Genomic DNA, 13,968 nt, shown 5'->3' with positions numbered 1-13,968 from the left:
TGTCGTGGTGTCGGGGAGGGCGTCGCCGCTCACGCGCCGGGGTCGTCCTCGGGGACGAATCCGGCGTCGAGGATGCCCACGAGGTTGGCCACGCGCTCCTCGATCGTGCGCCCCAGTCCCTGGGGGGTGATCGTGTTGGTCAGCGAGATGCCGTCGAGGGCGTCGGTGTAGTCGAGCTTGCCCACGCTGAGCATGGAGGCGACCATGCCGTGGGTGTCCATGCCGTTCTCCGGGTTGGCCCCGGGAGAGAAGGGGGTGCCGGCGCGGTGGCCCGAGGGGAAGGAGCCGGTCGCCTTGCCGTAGACGACGTTGGAGGTGATGGTGAGCACCGACTGGGTCGGGATCGCGTCACGGTAGAAGGGCTGGGCCTTGATCTTCGACATGACCGTGTGGACGACGGTGGCGGCGATGTCGTCGGCGCGGTCGTCGTCGTTGCCGTAGACCGGGAAGTCCCCCTCGGTGAGGTAGTCGACGACGAGGCCGGTCTCGTCGCGCACCGGGGTGACGGTGGCGTACTTGATGGCGGCCAGGGAGTCCGCGACGATCGACAGGCCGGCGATGCCGCAGCCCATCGTGCGGATGATCTCCGAGTCGTGCAGCGCCATCTCGATGGACTCGTAGGCGTAGCGGTCATGGCAGTAGTGGATGATGTTGAGGGCCTCGACGTAGGTGGCCACCACCCAGTCGAGCATCTTCTCGTACTTGTCCCACACCTCGTCGAAGTCCAGGGGGCCGTCGCCCTCGATGCCGGGAAGGCCGGTGACGACCTGCTTGCCGGTCATCTCGTCGCGTCCTCCGTTGATGGCGTAGAGCAGCGCCTTGGCGGCGTTGACGCGCGCCCCGAAGAACTGCATCTGCTTGCCCACGCGCATCGGGGACACGCAGCAGGCGATGGCGGCGTCGTCGCCCCAGTGGGCGCGGATCTGCTCGTCGGCCTCGTACTGGATCGAGGAGGTCTCGATCGAGATGAGGGCGCAGAAGTCCTTGTAGCCCGCGGGCAGGGACTCGTCCCAGAAGATCGTGATGTTGGGCTCGGGGGCCGGGCCGAGGTTGCGCAGGGTCTGGAGCAGACGGAAGGACGTCTTGGTCACCAGGGGGCGGCCGTCCTCCCCGAAGCCGGCGTCGGACCACGTCGCCCAGTAGGGGTCCCCGGAGAAGATCTGGTCGTAGTCGATCGTGCGCAGGAACCGGGTGATCCGCAGCTTCATGACGAGGTTGTCGATGAGCTCCTGGGCTGCGGTCTCGTCGATGGTCCCCGAGCGCAGGTCCCGCTCGACGTAGATGTCGAGGAAACCCGACAGCCTCCCGATGCTCATCGCCGCACCGTCCTGGGACTTGACCGAGGCGAGGTAGGCGAAGTAGGTCCACTGGACCGCCTCGTGGGCCGTGGCGGCCGGGCGGGAGATGTCGTGGCCGTAGGAGGCGGCCATGGTCTTGAGCTTCTTGAGCGCCTTGATCTGCTCGGAGTGCTCCTCGCGGTAGCGCGCCCAGTGCTCGGAGAAGGGCTGGTCGGCCACGGCGTCCTTGGCCCGCTGCTTGTCGGCGATGAGGTGGTCGACGCCGTAGAGGGCCACGCGCCGGTAGTCACCGATGATGCGGCCCCGGCCGTAGGCATCGGGCAGGCCGGTGATGATGTGGGAGGAGCGGGCGGCCCGGATACGCGGGGTGTAGATGTCGAAGACGGCGTCGTTGTGGGTCTTGCGGTACTGGGTGAAGATCCGCTTGACCTCGGGGTTGACCTCCTTGCCGGCCTCCTTGATCGCGGTCTCGACCATCCTCCAGCCGCCGTTGGGCATCATCGCCCTCTTGAGCGGGGAGTCGGTCTGCAGGCCGACGATGACGTCGTCGTCGTCGCTGATGTAGCCCGGCGCGAAGGCGTCGATGTCCGCCGGGGTGTCGGTGTCGACGTCGAGGACGCGGACCTTGCGCTCGGCGGCGAGGTAGTCGCGCTCGAGGGTCTCCCACAGGCGCAGCGTCTTGTCGGTGGGGCCGGCCAGGAAGGAGGCGTCCCCCTCGTATGGGGTGTAGTTGCGCTGGATGAAGTCGCGCACGTCGACCTGCTCGGTCCAGGGGCCGGTGGCGAATCCCTCCCACGCGTCTCGGCCGGTCGTGTCCTGCGTCGTCGCGGGTGCTGCGAGGTCAGTGGTCATCCGTTCCCTCCTCGGGATGGGCGGCTGGTGTCCGCCCCGTGGGTGCGCGCCCTTGTGGGGCGAGAGGTCCTGGCGGGGTGGTCGCTGGGTCGTCGTGGGGTGCTTGCCGGTGCGACCAGCCTAGGCCGCCGCCGTCGCCATCCCGCCCCCGGGATGCCCTCCCCCTCGTGTGATCACTCACAGGCGCGAGCGGAGCTCGAGCAGGTGAGGACGAAGGTCCCGTTCGCGGACAGCCTGGCTTCTCGTGCCGGGCGCACCGGTGTGACGCACCCGGCCTGAGGCGGAGGGGTCTCGGGTGGCCGCCCAGGTCCTCGGGCGGGACGACACCCTAGGACCGGCGTCCCAGGATCGAGCCGCCGCGCTACGGCGGTGCGGGGCAGTCAGCAGCGGGCGGCCAGGCGCCGGGCACGATCGGTCACGCCCGCCTCGTCCATGCCGAAGTCCGCGAGCAGCTCGTCGCGCGAGGCCGTGGGGAGGAACCGGCGCGGGACGCCGAGTCGATCGACGACCGGGCCCCGACCGCGCGGACCGGGGTGCGCGCCCGCCTCGGCGAGGGCCTCGTCGACGGCGTCGCGCAGCTGGGAGCCGATGCCGCCGTCGACGAGCCCGTCCTCGACGACGAGCACGCCGGCAGCCGTCAGGGCCATCTCGACCAGGGCCCCGGGGACGGGCACGACCCAGCGGGGAGCGGCGACGACCACGTCGTGGCCCTCCTCGGCCAGGGTCCGGCCTGCCGCGACGACCTGGGGGGCCATCGCCCCCACGGCGACGAGGAGCAGGGGGGAGGTGCCCTCGCCCCGGTGGTCGAGGAGGACGTCGACGGCCCCGAAGGGCTCCTCGTCGCCGTCACGGGCCGCGCCCTGGTCGCCGGCCCCCACGACCCGCACGGCCGTGAGGGGCTCGGGCAGGGAGCCCTTGGGATAGCGGACCACCGTGGGGCCGTCCTCGACACCGACCGCCACGCGCAGCGCCTCGCGCAGGGTCGGCTCGTCGCGGGGGGCGGCCAGGCGCAGGCCCGGGACGTGAGCGAGCAGGGCCATGTCCCACATGCCGTTGTGGCTGGCGCCGTCGGTGCCCGTCAGGCCGGCCCGGTCGAGCACGACCGTCACCCCGGCCCGGTGGAGCGCGACGTCCATGAGCAGCTGGTCGAAGGCCCGGTTGAGGAAGGTGGCGTAGAGGGCGACCACGGGGTGGAGCCCGGCGAAGGCCATGCCCGCGCTGGCGGTCAGGGCGTGCTGCTCGGCGATGCCGACGTCGATGACGCGACCGGGCAGGGCGTCGGCGAGCGGCTGGAGCCCCACCGGCTGCTGCATGGCCGCCGTGACTCCCACGATCCGCTCGTCGGCGCGGGCGAGGCTGAGGATCTCCTCGGCGAAGACGGCCGTCCAGCCGAAGCGCGAGGCCACGACCGGCAGCCCGGTCTCGGGGTGGATGCGGCCCACGGCGTGGAACCGGTCGGCGACGTCGTTCTCCGCGGGGGTGAACCCGCGTCCCTTCTGGGTGATGACGTGGACGATGACCGGCTCGGCGTACTGCCTGGCCCGGGTGAGGGCGAACTCGAGGGCGGTGATGTCGTGGCCGTCGACGGGTCCGGTGTACTTGATGCCGAGGTCCTCGAAGAAGGCGGAGGGCACGAGCACGTCCTTGAGACCCCGCTTGAGGCCGTGGAGGGCGTCGAAGGCCGCGCGCCCGGGGGCCCCCTGGGTGAGCAGGGTGCGCTTGACGCCGGCCAGCATGCGCTCGTAGCCCGGGTTGGTGCGCAGGGCGTCGAGGTGGTGGGCCAGCCCGCCGATGGTCGGGGCGTAGGAGCGCCCGTTGTCGTTGACGACGATGACCAGGTGCTTGTCGTCGGAGTCGGCGATGTTGTCCAGCGCCTCCCAGGCCATGCCGCCGGTCATGGCCCCGTCGCCGATGACGGCCACGACGTGGCGCTCGTCGTGGCCCTGGAGGTGGTTGGCCCGTGCGATGCCGTCCGCCCAGGACAGGGCGGTCGAGGCGTGGGAGTTCTCGACGACGTCGTGGACGGACTCCGCACGCGCCGGGTAGCCCGACACCCCGCCTCGCTCACGCAGGCGGCTGAAGTCCTGGCGTCCGGTGAGGAGCTTGTGGACGTAGGACTGGTGGCCCGTGTCGTAGATGATCGTGTCCCGCGGCGAGGTGAAGGTGCGGTGCAGGGCGATGGTCAGCTCGACGACGCCGAGGTTGGGACCCAGGTGCCCGCCGGTGCGCGCCACGGTCGCCACGAGGTAGGCCCTGATCTCGGCGGCGAGGGCCACCAGCTCGTCGCTCGTCAGCCGCTGGAGGTCACCGGGCCGGTGGACCCGCGAGAGCAGCGGGGTGGCGGGCAGGGGGGCGAGCGCGGTGGCGAGCGCGGCAGGAGCCTGCGTGCTCAGGTCGACGGCGTCAGTGGCAGGGTCGGAGGCAGGGTCCGCAGCAGGGTCCGCAGCAGGGTCCGGCGCCCGGCGGACGGCCGTGTGGTCGGTCATGGACGCTGCCCTCCCGGTCGTGTGGTTCGTGGTCGGCCGCGGGCGCCGCTCGTGCGCACCCCGGCATGAGACGACAGCATAGGGCCACACCGGTCCCCGGCGGGCACCGCCCGCGCCGACCCGACCTCGAGGGGCTGACGTCCCGGGCCCCACCTGGCGTCTTACCTGTCGTGCCGACCTCCCCCGGAGCAGGTGCGAGCACGTAGAGTTGGGGCGACGCAGGGCACAGCCCGTCGTCCACCCCACCCCCAGGAGGAAGCATGAGCACGACAGCGCCGTACGGGACCTGGCCCTCTCCGATCACCCCCGGCACGATCACGACGCGCACCGTGCGCCTGTCCCAGGTCCGTGTCGACGGGCCGGACACCTACTGGGTCGAGCAGCGCGCCTCCCAGGCCGGGCGCCAGGTGCTGCTGCGCCGCGACGGCGACGGGCAGATCGGTGAGGTCCTGCCCCTGACCCCATCCGACGAGCTCGTCGACGTGCGCACGCGCGTCCACGAGTACGGGGGCCGCGCCTACGCCGTGGACGGCGGCATCATCGTCGTCTCCCACGCCGGGGACGGGCGGCTGTACCGCTTCGACGTCGCCCACCGCATGCGCGGGCTCGTCCCGCTGACGATCTACGGGGACGTGCGCCACGGAGACCTGGAGATCGACACCCAGCGCGGCCTGGTCTACGCGGTGCGCGAGGACCACCGGGGCCCCGGCGAGCCGGTCAACAGCCTCGTGGCCATCCCCCTGGACGGCTCCGCGGCCCGCGACGACCAGGGGGTGAGGACCGTGGTCTCGGGCACGGACTTCGTCGTGGCCCCGACCCTGTCCCCCGACGGGGAGCACCTGGCCTGGGTGTGCTGGGACCAGCCCGGCATGCCCTGGGACGAGGCGAGGCTGCACGTGGGCGACCTGAGGCCTGACGGCACCCTGGGCGAGCAGACGGTGGTCGACGGCGGCGCGGGCCACAGCGCCGGCGAGCCGAGGTGGACCGAGGAGTGCGACCTCGTTCACGTGGCCAACGGCTCGGGCTTCTGGAACCTGTACCGCACCGAGGGCTTCCCCCGACGCGGCACGAACCGGACGGGGTGGACCAAGGCCCTGCGCACCCGGCCGCTGCACCCGGCCGAGGCGACCTTCTCCTCCCCCGCCTGGACGCTCGGGCCGCACCACTTCGACGTGCTCGACGGCGAGCACCTCATCGCCTCGTGGGCCCGTGACGGGGTGTGGCACCTGGGCACCGTCAGGCTGAGCAACGGCGAGCTCGAGGAGTGGAACGTGGGGTGGCAGCCGGCGGGCAACGTCGCCTCCTCGGCGGGCCGTGTCGTCATGCTCGCCGGCTCCGAGATCGGCCTGCCCAGCATCGTGGAGGTCAAGGGCCGCGAGGTCGTCGTGCTGCGGGGCTCAGGGGAGTTCACCGCGGAGCGCGACGGGATCTCCTTCGCCGAGCCCCTGTCCTGGCCCACGACCGACGGGGCCACGGCCCACGGGTTCTTCTACCCGCCGACCTCGGCGACGCACTGCGCCCCGGCAGGTGAGCTGCCGCCGCTTATCGTGGGCGCCCACGGAGGCCCCACGGAGATGGCGCGGCCCGGCTACGACCTGACCATCCAGTACTGGACGAGCCGGGGCTTCGCCTACCTCGACGTCAACTACCGCGGCTCGTCAGGCTACGGCTCGGCGTACCGGCAGGCCCTCAACGGCAGCTGGGGGGTCTACGACGCCGACGACGTGGCCAGCGGCGCGCAGTTCCTCATCGACTCCGGGCGGGTCGACCCTGCCCGGGTGGCTGTGCGCGGCGCCTCCGCAGGTGGCTTCACCGCGCTGCGGGCTCTCGTGCGCTCGGAGGTGTTCAGCGCGGGCACCTCCCTGTTCGGCATCGCCGACCTGGCCCGCCTGGTGGGTACGACCCACAAGTTCGAGGCGCGGTACATCGAGACGCTCACGGGCGCCTCCGGGCCGCAGGACCCGGTCCTGGCCGAGCGCTCCCCCCTCAGCCACATCGAGGACATCAACGCCCCGCTCCTGCTCCTCCAGGGCAGCGAGGACCCGATCGTCCCCGCCGAGCAGGCGACCGCGATGTACGAGGCGGTCCGGGCCTCAGGCCAGCCGGTGGCCCTCGAGGTCTTCCACGGCGAGGGCCACGGGTTCCGCATGGCAGCGAGCATCCACCGCGCCTACCACAGCGAGCTGAGCTTCTACACCCAGGTGTGGGGCATCGACTCCCCCGAGCAGGACCGCGGCTCGGTCGCCGTGGAGAATCTCGGCCGCCAGGAGGCGGCCGGGACGCCGACCACCCCCCGCTGACCGGAGGCAGACATGGACCGGAGCACGGCCCGTGGTCACGACGAGGTCGCCGGACCCGCGATCGAGGTCGACCGTGTCTCGATGAGGTACGGACGACAGCCGGTGCTGGACTCTGTCAGCTTCTCCTTGGAGGCAGGAGAGTCCCTTGCCATCATCGGAGAGAACGGGTGCGGGAAGTCGACCCTCCTCAAGATATGCGCCGGGATGGTGACTCCCACCTCGGGGACCGTCACGCTGTCCGGGCGCGCCGGGTACTGTCCCCAGAATGCGAGCCTCGGCGCCTTCCTGACAGCGGAGGACCACTACCGGTGGTTCGGGTCGAGCCTCGGCATGACATACGGTGACGCGCAAGAGGAGGTCTCCGGGATGGGTGACCTCCTCGGCCACCTTGACGGATCCAAGCAGGTCCGCCACCTCAGCGGAGGAAACGCACAGAAGCTCAACCTCGCATGTGCAGCGCTGGGCCGCCCTCGGGTGCTGCTCCTGGACGAGCCGTACCAGGGATTCGACGAGGGCAGCTATCTTGACTTCTGGCAGCTGATCGATCACTTCTGTCGGGCAGGGGTCGCGGTCATCGTCGTCACGCACCTGCTACGCGAGCTCAATCGCGTCGACCACGTTCTGGATCTGGGAAGATGACGACGATCGTGAGCTGATCATGAAGAAAGAGCTTTCATTCCTGTCCTGCACCGCGCAGATCGCGGTCAAGGAGCTCGTCGCCAGGAGGTGGGCGCTCGTCGCGTTGGCGATGGTGCCGCTCGCGTTCTATGCCGCGCGGCGCTCGGACGCCGGCTGGCAGGGGATTCGGATGGCGTGCATGGGACTGTCCTGGGCGATCAGCACGGTCTCCTTGTTCTCGATGCAGGCAGCGCTTCCCATCGAGCCTCGGCTGCGCCTCAACGGCGCCAGGGTGGCCACCCTGTACTGCGGTCGCCTGCTCGGGCTGCTCGCCGTCGCCTCCTGCGCCGCGATCCTGTACTGCGGCGTCGTGCTGCTGGATCAGGACGTCGAGTCCGCGTGGGCGGTCGTCGCCGCGCTGACCGCGTCGGTCTGGCTGTCGGTCCCGCTGGGGATGCTCGTCGGACGCCTCGTCCCTCGAGAGTTCGAGGGCATGCTCGTCCTCATCACGATCGTCGGCCTTCAGACCATCATCGACCCCGAGCGCGGCAGCGCCAAGGCCTTGCCGCTGTGGGGCATACGAAGCTTTCTCGACTACGCCATCGAGGGCAGGGGCGACATGAGCGACGGAGCGATTCACTCAGGAGCGTACATGGCGTTGCTGATCACCTGCGGGTACCTGGCGAGCTCGGCCACGCTTCGTTCGCGCAAGCACATCGTGTACCTGAACGGCTGACTGAGCGGTTCTCAGCACCGTCCGAGCCGTCCCCCGAGACGGCTCAGCCCGACTGGGACCGCCTGCCGACGAGGGCGGTCAGTGCTCGCGGCGCGCCGCGCTGATCGACTCTGAGAGCGACTCGGACAGGTCGGTGAAGCGCTCGGCGGTGACGACGATGCGCCTCGGGTCGCTCATCCACATCCACACCCCCGCCACCACCGGAAGGGCAAGGGGCAGGAAGGCGAGCCTCCTGCCGCCGTGGGCCCAGACCGAGCCAGCCAGCAGCGGCGCGGTGCCCGTCCACGTGAGCAGCCCGACGAGCAGCGCCCCGGTGAGCAGCGCGGTCAGGCTCATCCAGCCCACGAGGCGCATCCTGCGCCCGTTGTGGGCCACGCAGACCGCCAGCAGGATGAACAGGAGCCCCGCGGCGACGTTGAGCGACCCGATGACCGGAGCCCGGCCCGGGTCGCGGACGAGGGCGACGGCGGCGGGAACGAGGACGACGACGCCGAAGACTGCGAAGACGGCCACGAGCAGGCGGCCCCAGCCGTAGGCGGGGCGGCGCCGGTCCTCAACAGGCCGGACCTCGGGGGCGCGTGCGGGCTCGGGACCGGACATCGGCGACAGGGTCTCCTCGTTCGTGGCGGGCTCACTGGCGCCCGTCGGACGTGCAGCGCACGACGGGACCGGTGACGCGGGACTGACCAGTGGACAGTACCATCGCCGCTCATGAACAAGCTCAGCCTCTCGTCCTGCCCGCCTCCCGACCTCGACGTCCAGGTCCTCGTCCTGGCTGCCTCCAGCCCCACGGCCCGCACCGACCGCACGTCCGACCCCGAGGCCCCGGCGCCGGTCCTGCTCACCGAGGGAGTCGACACCACGGGACTCGAGCTCGAGGCCCTGCCCGCCCTGGCGCGCGAGTTGGGATTCACCGGCGCGCTCGACACGGTGCTGCGCCTGCCCGCGCAGGCGGTCGGCCCCGCCCTGCGCGCCCGGAGCGTCCTGCTCGTGGGCACCGGGCAGGACCTGGAGCGCTCAGCACGCACCGAGGACAACGACCTGTCGGCGCTGGGCGCCGACGCAGCGGCGGTGCTGCGCCGGGCGGCCGGCCGGGCCGCCCGGGCGCTGGCGGGCACCTCGAGCGCCGCCCTCCTGCTGCCCGCAGCCACCGACGAGGAGCTCGAGGCCGTGGCCCAGGGCGCGCTGCTGGGGGCCTACGCCTGGCGTGAGGGCCCCGACCCTGCCCCTGTCGACCGGATCGTCGTGACCACCCCGCTGGCCGACTCCCCACGGGCCGTGGAGGCCGTGCACCGGGCCGAGGCCCTGTCCGAGGCCGTCCACCTCGTGCGCGACCTCGTCAACGAGCCGCCCAACAGGCTCACACCCGCGGTCTTCGCCGAGCGCGCCGTGGAGCTGGCAGGCCAGGTGGGTGTCGGTGCCGAGGTCCTTGACGAGCTCGACCTGGCCGACCAGGCCTTCGGCGGGATCCTGGGCGTGGGCGGCGGCTCGGTGCATCCGCCGCGGCTCGTGCGCCTGTCGTGGGCCCCGCAGGACGCCCCCGCCGGGACTGCAGCCGACCTCGCCCTCGTGGGCAAGGGGATCACCTTCGACTCCGGGGGGCTGTCCCTCAAGCCGGCGGCGTCCATGCCCGAGATGAAGTCGGACATGGCCGGTGCCGCCACGGTGCTCGGCGTCGTCCTGGCTGCCGCGCGCCTGGGCCTGCCGGTCCGGTTGACGGGCTGGCTCGCGCTGGCCGAGAACATGCCGGGCGCAGGCGCCCAGCGCCCCAGCGACGTCGTGACGATGTACGGGGGCACGACCGTGGAGATCATCAACACCGACGCCGAGGGCCGCCTCGTCATGGCCGACGCGCTCGCCCGCGCGGTCGAGGAGTCCCCGCGCGCGCTCATCGACGTCGCCACCCTGACCGGTGCCCAGCTCGTCGCGCTGGGGGACAGGGTGAGCGCCGTCATGGGCACCCCGGGCCTGCGCGAGCAGGTCCTCGACAGCGCCCGCGCGGCCGGCGAGGCCATGTGGCCGATGCCCCTGCCCGAGCACCTGCGCAGCGGGCTGGACTCGTCCTTCGCGGACCTGCGCAACCTGCCGTCGTCCCGGGCTGGCGGGATGCTCGCGGCAGGCCTGTTCCTGCGTGAGTTCACCGCCGGAACCCCGTGGGCCCACCTCGACATCGCCGGACCGGCCTACAACGACGCCTCGGCCTGGGGCCTGACCCCGGTGGGAGGGACGGGAGCGGGCGTGGCCACCCTCCTCGAGCTCCTCCGCCGACGCGGCTGAGACCGACCTGCCAGACTCTGCCAGAAGCCCTGCCAGAGACTCTGCCGATCCTGCCGGAGCCCCTGCCCAGGACCATGGCTCGAGCTGTCCTGGGGCCCGTCGGCGCCCCAGAGGTGAGCGGTCTCACGGCACGAACAGGACTCAGGTCCCCGTCCGGGACGCCTGTCGGGGCATGGGCGGGCCGTCCAGGTGGAACAATGACGGCAGTGCCGCCGTGCCCGGGACCCGTCCGGACGGGTCCCGGGCGGGCGGAGTACATCGATGGAGGAGTGATTTCGTGACAGACGCGACGGACACGACGGATTCGGCGGACTCGACGGACTCGGTCTACGACATGGTCGTCCTGGGGGCCGGATCGGGCGGCTACGCAGCGGCCCTGCGTGGGGCCCAGCTCGGCCTCTCGGTGGCGCTGGTCGAGGCCGACAAGGTCGGCGGTACCTGCCTGCACCGCGGCTGCGTGCCCACCAAGGCCATCCTCCACTCGGCCGAGACGGCCCAGGCGGTGCGCGAGGCCGGGGCTCTCGGGGTGAGGGCCGCCTACAAGGGAGTGGACATGGACGCCGTCCAGGCCTACAAGAACGGCATCATCACCCGCATGTACAAGGGCCTGGAGGGCCTGGTCTCCTCTCGGGGCATCGACCTGGTCCACGGCTGGGGGCGCCTCGTGGCCCCCGACGCCGTCGAGGTCAACGGGCGGCGCTACACAGGCAGGAACATCGTGCTCGCCTCGGGCTCGGTGTCCAAGACCATCGGCCAGGAGATCTCCGGTCCGGTCATGACCAGTGAGGAGGCTCTTGAGCTCGATCACGTCCCGTCCTCCGCGATCGTCCTGGGCGGCGGTGTCATCGGTGTCGAGTTCGCCTCCGCCTGGGCCGCGATGGGTTCGAGCGTCACGATCATCGAGGGCCTGCCCCGCCTCGTGCCGGCCGAGGACGAGGCGATCTCCAAGCAGCTCGAGCGGGCCTTCCGCAAGCGCAAGATCGCCTTCCGCACCAACACGATGTTCGAGTCCGTCGAGCGCACGGACACCGGGGTGAGGGTGCGCACCGCTGACGGCGGCACCTACGACGCCGAGGTCCTGCTCATCGCGGTGGGGCGCGGCCCGGCCACCGCCGGTCTGGGCTACGAGGAGGTCGGGGTGTCCATGGACCGCGGCTTCGTGCTCACCGACGAGCTCGGGCGCACGAGCGTCGACGGCGTGTGGGCGGTGGGTGACATCGTCCCTGGTGTCCAGCTCGCCCACCGCGGCTTCGCCCAGGGCATCGTCGTGGCCGAGACGATCGCCGGGCTCGACCCGCGCCCGGTCGACGACGTCCTGGTCCCCAAGGTCACCTTCTGCGAGCCGGAGATCGCCTCGGTGGGGCTGAGCGAGGCCAGGGCCGCGGAGGTCCATGGCGCCGAGAACGTCGTGACCAGCGAGTTCAACGTCGCAGGCAATGCCAAGAGCCAGATCCTGGGGACCCAGGGCTTCGTCAAGCTCGTCGCCCTCAAGGACGGCACGATCGTGGGGTTCCACGCCATCGGCGCCCGCATGGGCGAGCAGGTCGGTGAGGGCCAGCTCATCGTGTCCTGGGAGGCCACGGCCGACGACGTCGCCTCGCTCCTCCACGCCCACCCCACGCAGAACGAGACCATCGGCGAGGCCGCCATGGCCCTGGCAGGCAAGCCCCTGCACAACCACGGCTGACCCGACCACCGAGCGATAGAGAGACTGAGGAACCATGTCTGAGTCCGTCACCATGCCCGCGCTGGGCGAGTCCGTCACCGAGGGCACCGTCTCGTCGTGGCTCAAGAAGGTCGGCGACACCGTCGAGGCCGACGAGCCGCTCCTGGAGGTCGCCACCGACAAGGTCGACACCGAGGTCCCCTCCCCCGTCTCCGGCACCATCCTGGAGATCCGGGTCGCCGAGGACGAGACCGTCGCCGTGGGCACCGTCCTGGCCGTCATCGGCGACCCCGCCGAGGCCGCCCCTCCCGCACCCGCCGCCCCCGAGCCGGCGACCACGACCACCGAGCCCGCACCCGAACCCGCAGGCGCACCGGAGGCGGCCCCGGCCGGCCAGGCCCAGGGCGCCGAGGTGACGATGCCCGCGCTGGGCGAGTCCGTCACCGAGGGCACCGTCTCGTCGTGGCTCAAGAAGGTCGGCGACACCGTCGAGGCCGACGAGCCTCTCCTGGAGGTCGCCACCGACAAGGTCGACACCGAGGTCCCCTCCCCCGTCTCCGGCACCATCCTGGAGATCCGGGTCGCCGAGGACGAGACCGTCGCCGTGGGCACCGTCCTGGCCGTCATCGGCGACCCGGCCGAGGCCGCCCCGCCCGCACCCGCCGCCCCCGAGCCGGCGACCACGACCACCGAGCCCGCACCCGAGCCCGCGGGCGCACCGGAGACGGCCCCGGCCGCCCCGGCGCCGGGCCCGGCAGCGACGGCCTACGTCACCCCGATCGTGCGCAAGCTCGCCCGGGACAAGGGCGTCGACCTGGCCACGGTCACGGGAACCGGTATCGGCGGACGCATCCGCCGGCAGGACATCGAGGCCGCGGCCGCCGCGGCCGACGAGGCCCGCAGGGCGGCGGAGGCCGCTCAGGCCGTCCCCGCGCCGGCCCAGGCGGCGCCAGCCCCGGCGGCGCCGGCTCGCAGCGCACCGGTGGTCGACACCGCGCTGCGCGGGCGCACCGAGAAGATGAGCAGGCTTCGCCAGGTCATCTCCGAGCGGATGGTCGACTCGCTGCAGACCTCCGCCCAGCTGACGACCGTCGTCGAGGTCGACGTCACGCGGATCGCGGCGCTGCGTGCCCGGGCCAAGGACGACTTCCTGGCCACCAACGGCACGAAGCTCACCTTCCTGCCCTTCTTCGTGGCGGCCGCCACCGAGGCTCTCAAGGCCCACCCGAAGGTCAACGCCTCGATCAACGGCAAGGAGGTCACGTACCACGACGTCGAGCACGTGGGCATCGCGGTGGACACCCCGCGCGGCCTGCTCGTGCCGGTGGTCAAGAACGCCGGGGACCTCAACATCCCGGGCCTGGCCAAGCGGATCAACGACCTGGCGGCACGCACCCGGGACAACAAGGTCAACCCCGACGAGCTCTCCGGCTCGACCTTCACGATCACGAACACCGGCAGCGGCGGTGCCCTGTTCGACACCCCGATCATCAACCAGCCCGAGGTCGCCATCCTCGGTCTGGGCGCCATCCGTCGGCTGCCCCGGGTGGTCAAGGACGTCGACGGCGGTGAGGTGATCGCGATCCGCTCGGTGTGCTACCTCGCGCTGTCCTACGACCACCGGCTCGTCGACGGCGCCGACGCGGCCCGCTACCTGGCGACCGTGAGGAAGCGCCTCGAGGAGGGCGACTTCGCCGGGGAGCTCGGCCTGTGAGCCGCTGACCGGGCCGTCGCC

The 13,968-nt window shown here is 71.9% G+C and carries 9 protein-coding genes; 6 read left to right on the top strand and 3 right to left on the bottom strand.

The features are described 5' to 3' along the window. Window positions 1-29: 29 nt before the first annotated feature. Entirely contained in the window at window positions 30-2,150 is a 2,121-nt protein-coding gene (locus tag EL245_RS01255; protein WP_126381354.1) for a pyruvate formate lyase family protein, read from the bottom strand. 380 nt (window positions 2,151-2,530) lie between these two features. Continuing rightward, entirely contained in the window at window positions 2,531-4,636 is a 2,106-nt protein-coding gene (gene dxs, locus EL245_RS01250) for a 1-deoxy-D-xylulose-5-phosphate synthase (RefSeq protein WP_126381352.1), read from the bottom strand. Between the two features lie 260 nt (window positions 4,637-4,896). Between dxs and EL245_RS01245 the strand changes: the two genes are divergently transcribed. Genes EL245_RS01245 through EL245_RS01235 form a run of 3 tightly spaced genes read left to right on the top strand, consistent with a single transcriptional unit; the run spans window position 4,897 to window position 8,290 of the window. Beyond that, a complete protein-coding gene (locus EL245_RS01245; RefSeq protein ID WP_126381350.1) occupies window positions 4,897-6,936 on the top strand; it encodes an alpha/beta hydrolase family protein in 2,040 nt (679 codons plus the stop codon). Window positions 6,937-6,948: 12 nt separating this feature from the next. Next, entirely contained in the window at window positions 6,949-7,575 is a 627-nt protein-coding gene (locus EL245_RS01240) for an ATP-binding cassette domain-containing protein (protein WP_126381348.1), read from the top strand. Window positions 7,576-7,594: 19 nt separating this feature from the next. Further along, window positions 7,595-8,290 (top strand): hypothetical protein, encoded by a 696-nt coding sequence (locus EL245_RS01235; RefSeq protein ID WP_126381346.1) that lies wholly within the window; start codon window positions 7,595-7,597, stop codon window positions 8,288-8,290. A 78-nt stretch (window positions 8,291-8,368) separates the two neighbouring features. Here the strand turns inward: EL245_RS01235 and EL245_RS01230 are convergent, their stop codons facing one another. Further along, window positions 8,369-8,890, bottom strand: a complete 522-nt coding sequence (locus EL245_RS01230) for a hypothetical protein (protein ID WP_126381344.1) — start codon at window positions 8,888-8,890, stop codon at window positions 8,369-8,371. Between the two features lie 111 nt (window positions 8,891-9,001). Between EL245_RS01230 and EL245_RS01225 the strand changes: the two genes are divergently transcribed. The 3 genes from EL245_RS01225 (at window position 9,002) to sucB (ending at window position 13,947) form a co-directional block, all read left to right on the top strand. Beyond that, window positions 9,002-10,567 carry a leucyl aminopeptidase gene (locus EL245_RS01225; RefSeq protein ID WP_126381342.1) on the top strand — a complete coding sequence of 522 codons (1,566 nt, stop codon included), beginning with the start codon at window positions 9,002-9,004 and terminating at the stop codon, window positions 10,565-10,567. A 334-nt stretch (window positions 10,568-10,901) separates the two neighbouring features. Continuing rightward, entirely contained in the window at window positions 10,902-12,254 is a 1,353-nt protein-coding gene (gene lpdA, locus EL245_RS01220) for a dihydrolipoyl dehydrogenase (protein ID WP_126383859.1), read from the top strand. A 34-nt stretch (window positions 12,255-12,288) separates the two neighbouring features. After that, window positions 12,289-13,947 carry a 2-oxoglutarate dehydrogenase, E2 component, dihydrolipoamide succinyltransferase gene (sucB, locus tag EL245_RS01215; RefSeq protein WP_126381340.1) on the top strand — a complete coding sequence of 553 codons (1,659 nt, stop codon included), beginning with the start codon at window positions 12,289-12,291 and terminating at the stop codon, window positions 13,945-13,947. Window positions 13,948-13,968 lie beyond the last annotated feature (21 nt).

Source organism: Actinomyces howellii (assembly GCF_900637165.1).
In the GTDB taxonomy this organism is placed as follows: domain Bacteria; phylum Actinomycetota; class Actinomycetes; order Actinomycetales; family Actinomycetaceae; genus Actinomyces; species Actinomyces howellii.
This window is presented reverse-complemented; position numbering and strand designations above follow the sequence as displayed.

Excerpts from the sequence above, each read along its gene's own strand:
- EL245_RS01255 (WP_126381354.1), bottom strand. The coding sequence starts at position 2,150 with ATGACCACTGACCTCGCAGCACCCGCGACGACGCAGGACACGACCGGC.
- dxs (WP_126381352.1), bottom strand. The coding sequence starts at position 4,636 with ATGACCGACCACACGGCCGTCCGCCGGGCGCCGGACCCTGCTGCGGAC.
- EL245_RS01245 (WP_126381350.1), top strand. The coding sequence starts at position 4,897 with ATGAGCACGACAGCGCCGTACGGGACCTGGCCCTCTCCGATCACCCCC.
- EL245_RS01240 (WP_126381348.1), top strand. The coding sequence starts at position 6,949 with ATGGACCGGAGCACGGCCCGTGGTCACGACGAGGTCGCCGGACCCGCG.
- EL245_RS01235 (WP_126381346.1), top strand. The coding sequence starts at position 7,595 with ATGAAGAAAGAGCTTTCATTCCTGTCCTGCACCGCGCAGATCGCGGTC.
- EL245_RS01230 (WP_126381344.1), bottom strand. The coding sequence starts at position 8,890 with ATGTCCGGTCCCGAGCCCGCACGCGCCCCCGAGGTCCGGCCTGTTGAG.
- EL245_RS01225 (WP_126381342.1), top strand. The coding sequence starts at position 9,002 with ATGAACAAGCTCAGCCTCTCGTCCTGCCCGCCTCCCGACCTCGACGTC.
- lpdA (WP_126383859.1), top strand. The coding sequence starts at position 10,902 with ATGGTCGTCCTGGGGGCCGGATCGGGCGGCTACGCAGCGGCCCTGCGT.
- sucB (WP_126381340.1), top strand. The coding sequence starts at position 12,289 with ATGTCTGAGTCCGTCACCATGCCCGCGCTGGGCGAGTCCGTCACCGAG.